At 65.4% G+C, this 6279-nt stretch carries 7 protein-coding genes; 5 read left to right on the forward strand and 2 right to left on the reverse strand.

Annotation, left to right across the window (positions count from 1 at the left end; genetic code table 11):
- Together dctA and phbB are read right to left on the reverse strand one after the other, a co-directional pair.
- A partial coding sequence (gene dctA, locus AC1DY5_RS37795) for a C4-dicarboxylate transporter DctA (RefSeq protein ID WP_478119591.1) occupies positions 1-1004 on the reverse strand: 1004 nt, incomplete at its 3' end.
- Between the two features lie 116 nt (positions 1005-1120).
- On the reverse strand, positions 1121-1858 hold the full coding sequence (gene phbB, locus AC1DY5_RS37800; protein WP_478119592.1) for an acetoacetyl-CoA reductase: 738 nt from the start codon (positions 1856-1858) through the stop codon (positions 1121-1123).
- Between the two features lie 131 nt (positions 1859-1989).
- Here phbB and AC1DY5_RS37805 point away from each other — a divergent pair, with 131 nt between their 5' ends.
- From AC1DY5_RS37805 to AC1DY5_RS37825, 5 genes are all read left to right on the forward strand, one after another.
- On the forward strand, positions 1990-3006 hold the full coding sequence (locus tag AC1DY5_RS37805) for an ABC transporter ATP-binding protein (protein ID WP_478119593.1): 1017 nt from the start codon (positions 1990-1992) through the stop codon (positions 3004-3006).
- A gap of 25 nt (positions 3007-3031) precedes the next feature.
- Positions 3032-4327, forward strand: a complete 1296-nt coding sequence (locus tag AC1DY5_RS37810; RefSeq protein ID WP_478119594.1) for an ABC transporter substrate-binding protein — start codon at positions 3032-3034, stop codon at positions 4325-4327.
- Between the two features lie 16 nt (positions 4328-4343).
- Positions 4344-5246: a carbohydrate ABC transporter permease gene (locus tag AC1DY5_RS37815; protein WP_478119595.1), complete on the forward strand. Its 903-nt coding sequence runs from the start codon at positions 4344-4346 to the stop codon at positions 5244-5246.
- The gene (locus AC1DY5_RS37820; protein WP_478119596.1) at positions 5243-6076 is read left to right on the forward strand and encodes a carbohydrate ABC transporter permease; all 834 of its coding nucleotides are present in this window, start codon (positions 5243-5245) and stop codon (positions 6074-6076) included. The genes AC1DY5_RS37815 and AC1DY5_RS37820 overlap by 4 nt, the downstream gene beginning before the upstream one ends.
- Positions 6073-6279 (forward strand): endonuclease/exonuclease/phosphatase family protein (locus AC1DY5_RS37825; RefSeq protein WP_478119597.1); only part of this gene is annotated, 207 nt, incomplete at its 3' end. The genes AC1DY5_RS37820 and AC1DY5_RS37825, both read left to right, overlap by 4 nt.

The raw sequence follows: 6279 nt of genomic DNA on the forward strand, positions 1-6279 counted from the left end.
ATCGGCGTGTTGGTGGCCTGCGCAATGAAAACTGCCGCCATCGTCAAATAGATCGAGGTGCCGTCGAGATTGAACGAATAGCCGGTCGGGATCACCAGGCCGACGGTCGTCTTGTTGGCGCCCAGGTTCTCCATCTTCTCCATCATGCGCGGCAGCACCGATTCGGAGGACGAGGTGCCCAGAACAATCAGCAGCTCTTCCTTGATGTACTTGATGAACTTCCAGATGCTGAAGCCGTGCAGCCGGGCGATCGTGCCGAGAACCACGAAGATGAACAGCAGGCAAGTCAGGTAGAAGGTGCCCATCAGCTTGCCGAGCGAGAACAGCGAGCCGATGCCGTATTTGCCGATCGTGAAGGCCATGGCGCCGAAGGCGCCGATGGGCGCCAGCTTCATGATGTAGTTGACGATCACGAACAGCACGTGCGAGCCCTTCTCGATGAAGTCGAAGATCAGCGTGCCGCGGCCGCCGAAGCGATGCAACGCAAAGCCGAACAGCACCGCGATCAGCAGCACCTGCAGGATCTCGCCCTTGGCGAAGGCGTCGACCAGGGTGTTGGGAATGACGTGCAGCAGGAAGTCGACCGTGCCCTCCATCTTGCCCGGGCCGGTGTAGGCCGCCAGCGCCCGGGTGTCGAGCGAGGCCGGGTCGATGTTCATGCCGGCGCCCGGCTGGAACAGATTGACCAGCACCAGCCCGACCACCAGCGCGATGCTGCTAACGATTTCGAAGTACAGCAGCGCCAGGCCGCCGGTCTTGCCGACCTTCTTCATGTCCTCCATGCCCGCGATGCCGACCACCACGGTGCAGAAGATGATCGGCGCGATCATCATCTTGATCAGCTTGATGAAGCCGTCGCCGAGCGGCTTCATGGTCTCGCCGACCGAGGGATAGAAGTGCCCGAGCAGCACGCCGATGATCACGGCGGTGATGACCTGAACGTACAGCGACCGGTAGAGCGGGAGCTTCTTTGCCGGCACGTCCGGCGTCGGTGAGGGAGTCATGCGGGGATCTCCTGGTTGTGATGTGTTTGATTGGGAGACAGAGGCCGACGAAGGCTTCGCGCAAATGAAAAAACCCGCCGTAGCGGGTTTCCTCGTGGTCTTGCCCGGGGCGCTCCTCAGTGCATGTGAAGCCCACCGTTGACCGAGAAATCGGCCCCGGTGGAATAGCCACCTTCGTCCGTCGCCAGCCACGCGATGATAGAGGCGATCTCGCTCGGCTCGCCCAGGCGCTTGACCGGGATGGTGCCGATGATCTTGTCGAGCACTTCCTGGCGGATCGCCTTCACCATGTCGGTGCCGATGTAGCCCGGACTGACCGTGTTGACGGTCACGCCCTTGGCCGCCAGTTCCTGCGCCAGGGCCATCGTGAAGCCGTGCATGCCGGCCTTGGCGGCCGAGTAGTTGGTTTGGCCCGCCTGGCCCTTGGCGCCGTTGACCGAACTGATGTTGATGATGCGGCCCCAGCCCTTCTCGACCATGTCGCCGACCACCTGCTTGGTGACGTTGAACATGCTGTTGAGGTTGGTCTCGATCACCGAGCTCCAGTCTTCCGGCGTCATCTTGAGGAACATGCGGTCACGCGTGATGCCCGCGTTGTTCACCAGCACGTCGACGGTGCCGTGCTCGGCCTTGGCCTTGGTGAAGGCCTCGACGGTCGACTGCCAGTCGCCGACGTTTCCGACCGAGGCATGGAACTCGTAGCCCTCGGCCTTCTGCTCCGCCAACCATTTGACGTGATCGCGGGTGGGGCCGCAGCCGGCGATGACGGTGAACCCGTCCTTGGCCAGGCGCTGGCAAATGGCCGTTCCGATGCCCCCCATGCCCCCAGTGACGTATGCGACTTTTTTGCTCATGAAGATTCCTTGTGTTTGCGAGCCTGAACAGGCGTTGATCACTTTAGCGAAGTTTTTGCAGCCCGCCCGATGAGGAAAACACTGACCCCTCAATGCAACCGGGTGTCACAAGCGCTCCATATACTGAGTCGATGTCCTCCATCGAGCTGATCGACATCGCCAAATCATGGGGCGACGCCACCGCCCTGCACGCGGTGAATCTCCGGATCGAGCCCGGCTGCTTCTGCGTTCTACTCGGACCTTCCGGCTGCGGCAAGTCCACCACCCTGCGGATCCTGGCCGGGCTGGAAACCGCCAGCGCGGGCCGGGTGCTGATCGACGGCCGCGACGTCACCCGGCTGCCGCCCGCCCAACGCGGGATCGCCATGGTGTTCCAGAACTACGCCCTGTTCCCGCACCTGAGCGTGGCCGAGAACATCGGCTTCGGCTTGTCGGTGCGCAAGACACCGGCAGCCGAAAGCGCGCGCCGGCTGCGCGAGGCTGCGGCCCTGCTGGGCCTCGACACCCTGCTGGATCGCAAGCCCGGGCAGCTCTCCGGCGGCCAGCAGCAGCGCGTGGCCCTGGGCCGGGCGCTGGTGGCCCAGGCCAAGGTCTGCCTGATGGACGAGCCGCTGTCGAACCTCGACGCCCAACTGCGCCAGGATATGCGCCGCGAGCTGCGCGACCTGCAGCGCCAGCTTGGCCTGACCGTGGTCTACGTCACGCACGACCAGACCGAGGCCATGAGCATGGCCGACCAGGTGGTGCTGCTGAACCGCGGCCGCATCGAGCAGGCCGGCATGCCGCGCGAGCTTTATGCCCGCCCCGCGACCACCTTCGCGGCCCGCTTCATCGGCACGCCAGCGATGAACCTGGTGGCACTCGAGGGCGGCCGCATCGCCGGCAGCGAGGTCGCCGCCGGCCTCGAGTCCGCAACCCTCGGCGTGCGGCCCGAAGCGATCGCACTGGACCCCGCGGGCATCCCCGCCACGGTTCAGAGCCTGGAATACCTGGGTGCCGACCTGGTGCTGCGCTGCGCCGTGGGAAGCCAGGTCCTGCTGGTGCGCACCGACGGCCGGCAGCAGGCCGAGCCAGGCGACCGCGTCGGCCTGCGCTGGGCCCCCGAGGATGGCCATGGCTTCGATGCCGCGGGCCGCCGCAATCATTGATTTCACTCCCGAGGAAACGACGACCATGAAACGCAAGACTTTCGTCCGGGGTCTGGGCCTGGGCCTGCCCCTGCTGGCCGCGACCGGCACCGGCCTGGTGCACGCCCAGGCACCGGTGGACCTGCAGTTCTACTACCCCGTGGCCGTCGGCGGCCCAATCGCCAAGACCATCGATGGTTTCGCGGCGGGATTCATGAAGGAGAACCCGGGCGTCAAGGTCTCGCCGATCTACGCCGGCACCTACCAGGAGACCATCGTCAAGGCCCTGACCGCGCACAAGTCGGGCGCGCCGCCGGTCACTTCGGTGCTGCTGTCGACCGACATGTTCACGCTGATCGACGAGGAAGCGATCGTCCCGTTCGACGACTTCGTGAAGAGCGCGGAAGACAAGGCCTGGCTCAACGGCTTCTACAAGGCCTTCATGATGAACAGTCAGACCGGCGGAAAGACCTGGGGCATTCCGTTCCAGCGCTCGACCGTGGTCATGTACTGGAACAAGGAACTGTTCAAGGAAGCCGGCCTCGATCCCGAGAAGCCGCCGACCAACTGGGCCGAGTTGAAGGCGGCCGCCACCAAGCTGACGAAGAAGGACGGCTCCGGCAAGGTTACGCAATGGGGGGTGCAGATCCCGTCGAGCGGCTTCCCCTACTGGCTGTTCCAGACACTGACCACGCCCAACGACACCATCCTGGCCAACGAGGCCGGCACCCAGGTCAAGTTCGACGACCCGAAGGTGATCGCGGCGCTGCAGTACTGGGTCGATCTCGGCAAGGCCGGCATCCATCCGCCCGGCGTGGTCGAGTGGGGCACCACGCCGAAGGACTTCTTCGAGAAGAAGGCGGCGATCATCTACACCACCACCGGCAACCTGACCAACATCAAGGCCAACGCCAAGTTCGACTTCGGCGTCGGGATGATCCCGGGCAACCGGCGCAAGGGCTCGCCGACCGGCGGCGGCAACTTCTACCTGTTCAAGAAGTCGACGCCGGCACAGCAGGAGGCGGCCTTCAAGTTCATCAAGTGGATCACCCAGCCCGAGCGTGCCGCGCAGTGGAGCATGGACACCGRCTATGTGGCGGTCTCGCCGGCCGCCTACGAGACCGACACGCTGCGCAAGTACGGCCGCGACTTCCCGCAGGCTCTGGTGGCGCGCGACCAGTTGCCGGTGTCGGTGGCCGAGTTCTCCACCCATGACAACCAGCGCGTGACCAAGGCGCTCAACGACGGCCTGCAGGCCGCCCTGACCGGCGGCAAGGCGCCGGCGCAAGCCATGCAGGATGCGCAGCGCGAGGCCGACCGCATCCTGCGTTCGTTCAAGTGAGGCACGGCGCCAACCGATGAGCCGACACGGCATCGCCGCCGGCGGCAGCGCAGTGCGCCACGCGGTGCATGCGTGGCTGCTGCTGTTGCCGGCGCTGGTGCTGCTGGTCGCGTTCACGTACTGGCCGGCGGTGTCGACGCTGGTCGACAGCTTCTATTCGACGCCCAAGGGCAGCCGCGCCGGCGTCTGGGTCGGGCTCGAGAGCTACCAGGTCATGACCGGCGACCCGGTGTTCTGGAAGGCGGTGCGCAACAACCTCTGGTTCGCCGGTGCCACCATTCCACTGTCGATCGCGCTGGCGCTGGTGATGGCCCTGTGGGTCAACGAGCGGATCGCCGGCCGCGCCTTCCTGCGCATGGCCTATTTCACGCCGACGGTGCTGCCGATGATCGCGGTGGCCAACATCTGGCTCTTCTTCTACACGCCGCAGTACGGCCTGCTCGAGCAGATCACCGGGGCGCTGGGGCTGCCCTCGCACAACTGGCTCGGCAGCCCATCGACCGCGCTCGGCGCCGTGACTCTGGTGGCGATCTGGAAGGAAGCCGGCTTCTTCATGATTTTCTACCTGGCGGCGCTGCAGACGCTCAATCCGAGCCTCCGCGAGGCCGCCGCCATCGAGGGCGCCTCGCGCTGGTACTTCTTTCGCCGTGTGCAGTGGCCGCTCCTGATGCCGACCACGCTGTTCGTGCTGGTCAACGCCTTCATCAATGCCTTCCGGATGGTCGACCACCTGTTCGTGCTGACCCGCGGCGGGCCCGACAACGCGTCGATCCTGCTGCTCTACCACTTGTACGAGGTGGGATTCAGCTTCTGGGACACGGCCTACGCCTCGGCGATCACGGTGGTGCTGGTGGTGGTGCTGGCGGGACTCGCGCTGTTCCAGTTCTTCGTGCTCGACAAGAAGGTGCACTACAAATGAGTGCGCCCGCTCAGCGCCTGGCCTACAACGAACCCACGCTACTCGACACGCTGGCCGCCTGGCTGTTAGCGCTGCTGTGGATCCTGCCGCTGGCCTACGCAGTGTGGACCGCCTTCCATCCGGCCGAGTACTCGACGCGCTTCGCGCTGGCGGCGCCGCTCACGCTGGACAACTTCYGCCGCGCCTGGGAAGCCGCGCCCTTCGCGCGCTATTTCCTCAACACCACGCTGCTGGTCGCGATGGTGCTGGTGGTGCAGCTGGTGCTCGGCACGCTCGCGGCCTATGCCTTCGCGCGCTACGAGTTCAAGGGCCGAGGCATCGCATTCGCCCTGGTGCTGGTGCAGCTGATGATCATGCCGGACATCCTGCTGGTCGAGAACTACAGGACCATGGCGAGGCTCGGCCTGGTCGACACGCTGCTGGCCATCGGCCTGCCCTACTTCGCCTCGGCCTTCGCGATCTTCCTGCTGCGCCAGACTTTCATGGGCATCCCGAAGGAGCTCGACGAGGCGGCGCGGGTCGAGGGCGCGAGCGCAATGCAGACGCTGTGGCGTGTCTACGTGCCGCTCGCCCGGCCGGTCTACACCGCCTTTGCGCTGGTGTCGGTGAGCTTCCACTGGAATAATTTCCTCTGGCCGCTGATCATCACCAACAGCGTCAACGCACGGCCGCTGACGGTGGGGCTGCAGGTGTTCTCCTCGGTCGACCAGGGCGTCGACTGGTCGGTCATTACGGCCGCCACGTTGATGACCTCGGCGCCGTTGCTGATCGCCTTCCTGCTCTTTCAGCGACAGTTCGTGCAGAGCTTCATGAGGGCCGGCATCAAATGAAACTCGTGACCTGGAACACCCAATGGTGCTGCGGCGTCGACGGCGTCGTCAGCCCCCGGCGCATCGTCGACGGAGCGCGCGCGATGGCCGACTTCGACGTCCTGTGCCTGCAGGAGATCGCCTCGGGCTTCGACGGCATGCCGGGCCAGCCGGGCGACCAGCCGGCCGAGCTTCAGGCCTTGCTGCCGGCCTTCCAGTTGTTC

The organism is Variovorax sp. P4_D9 (assembly GCF_056401695.1).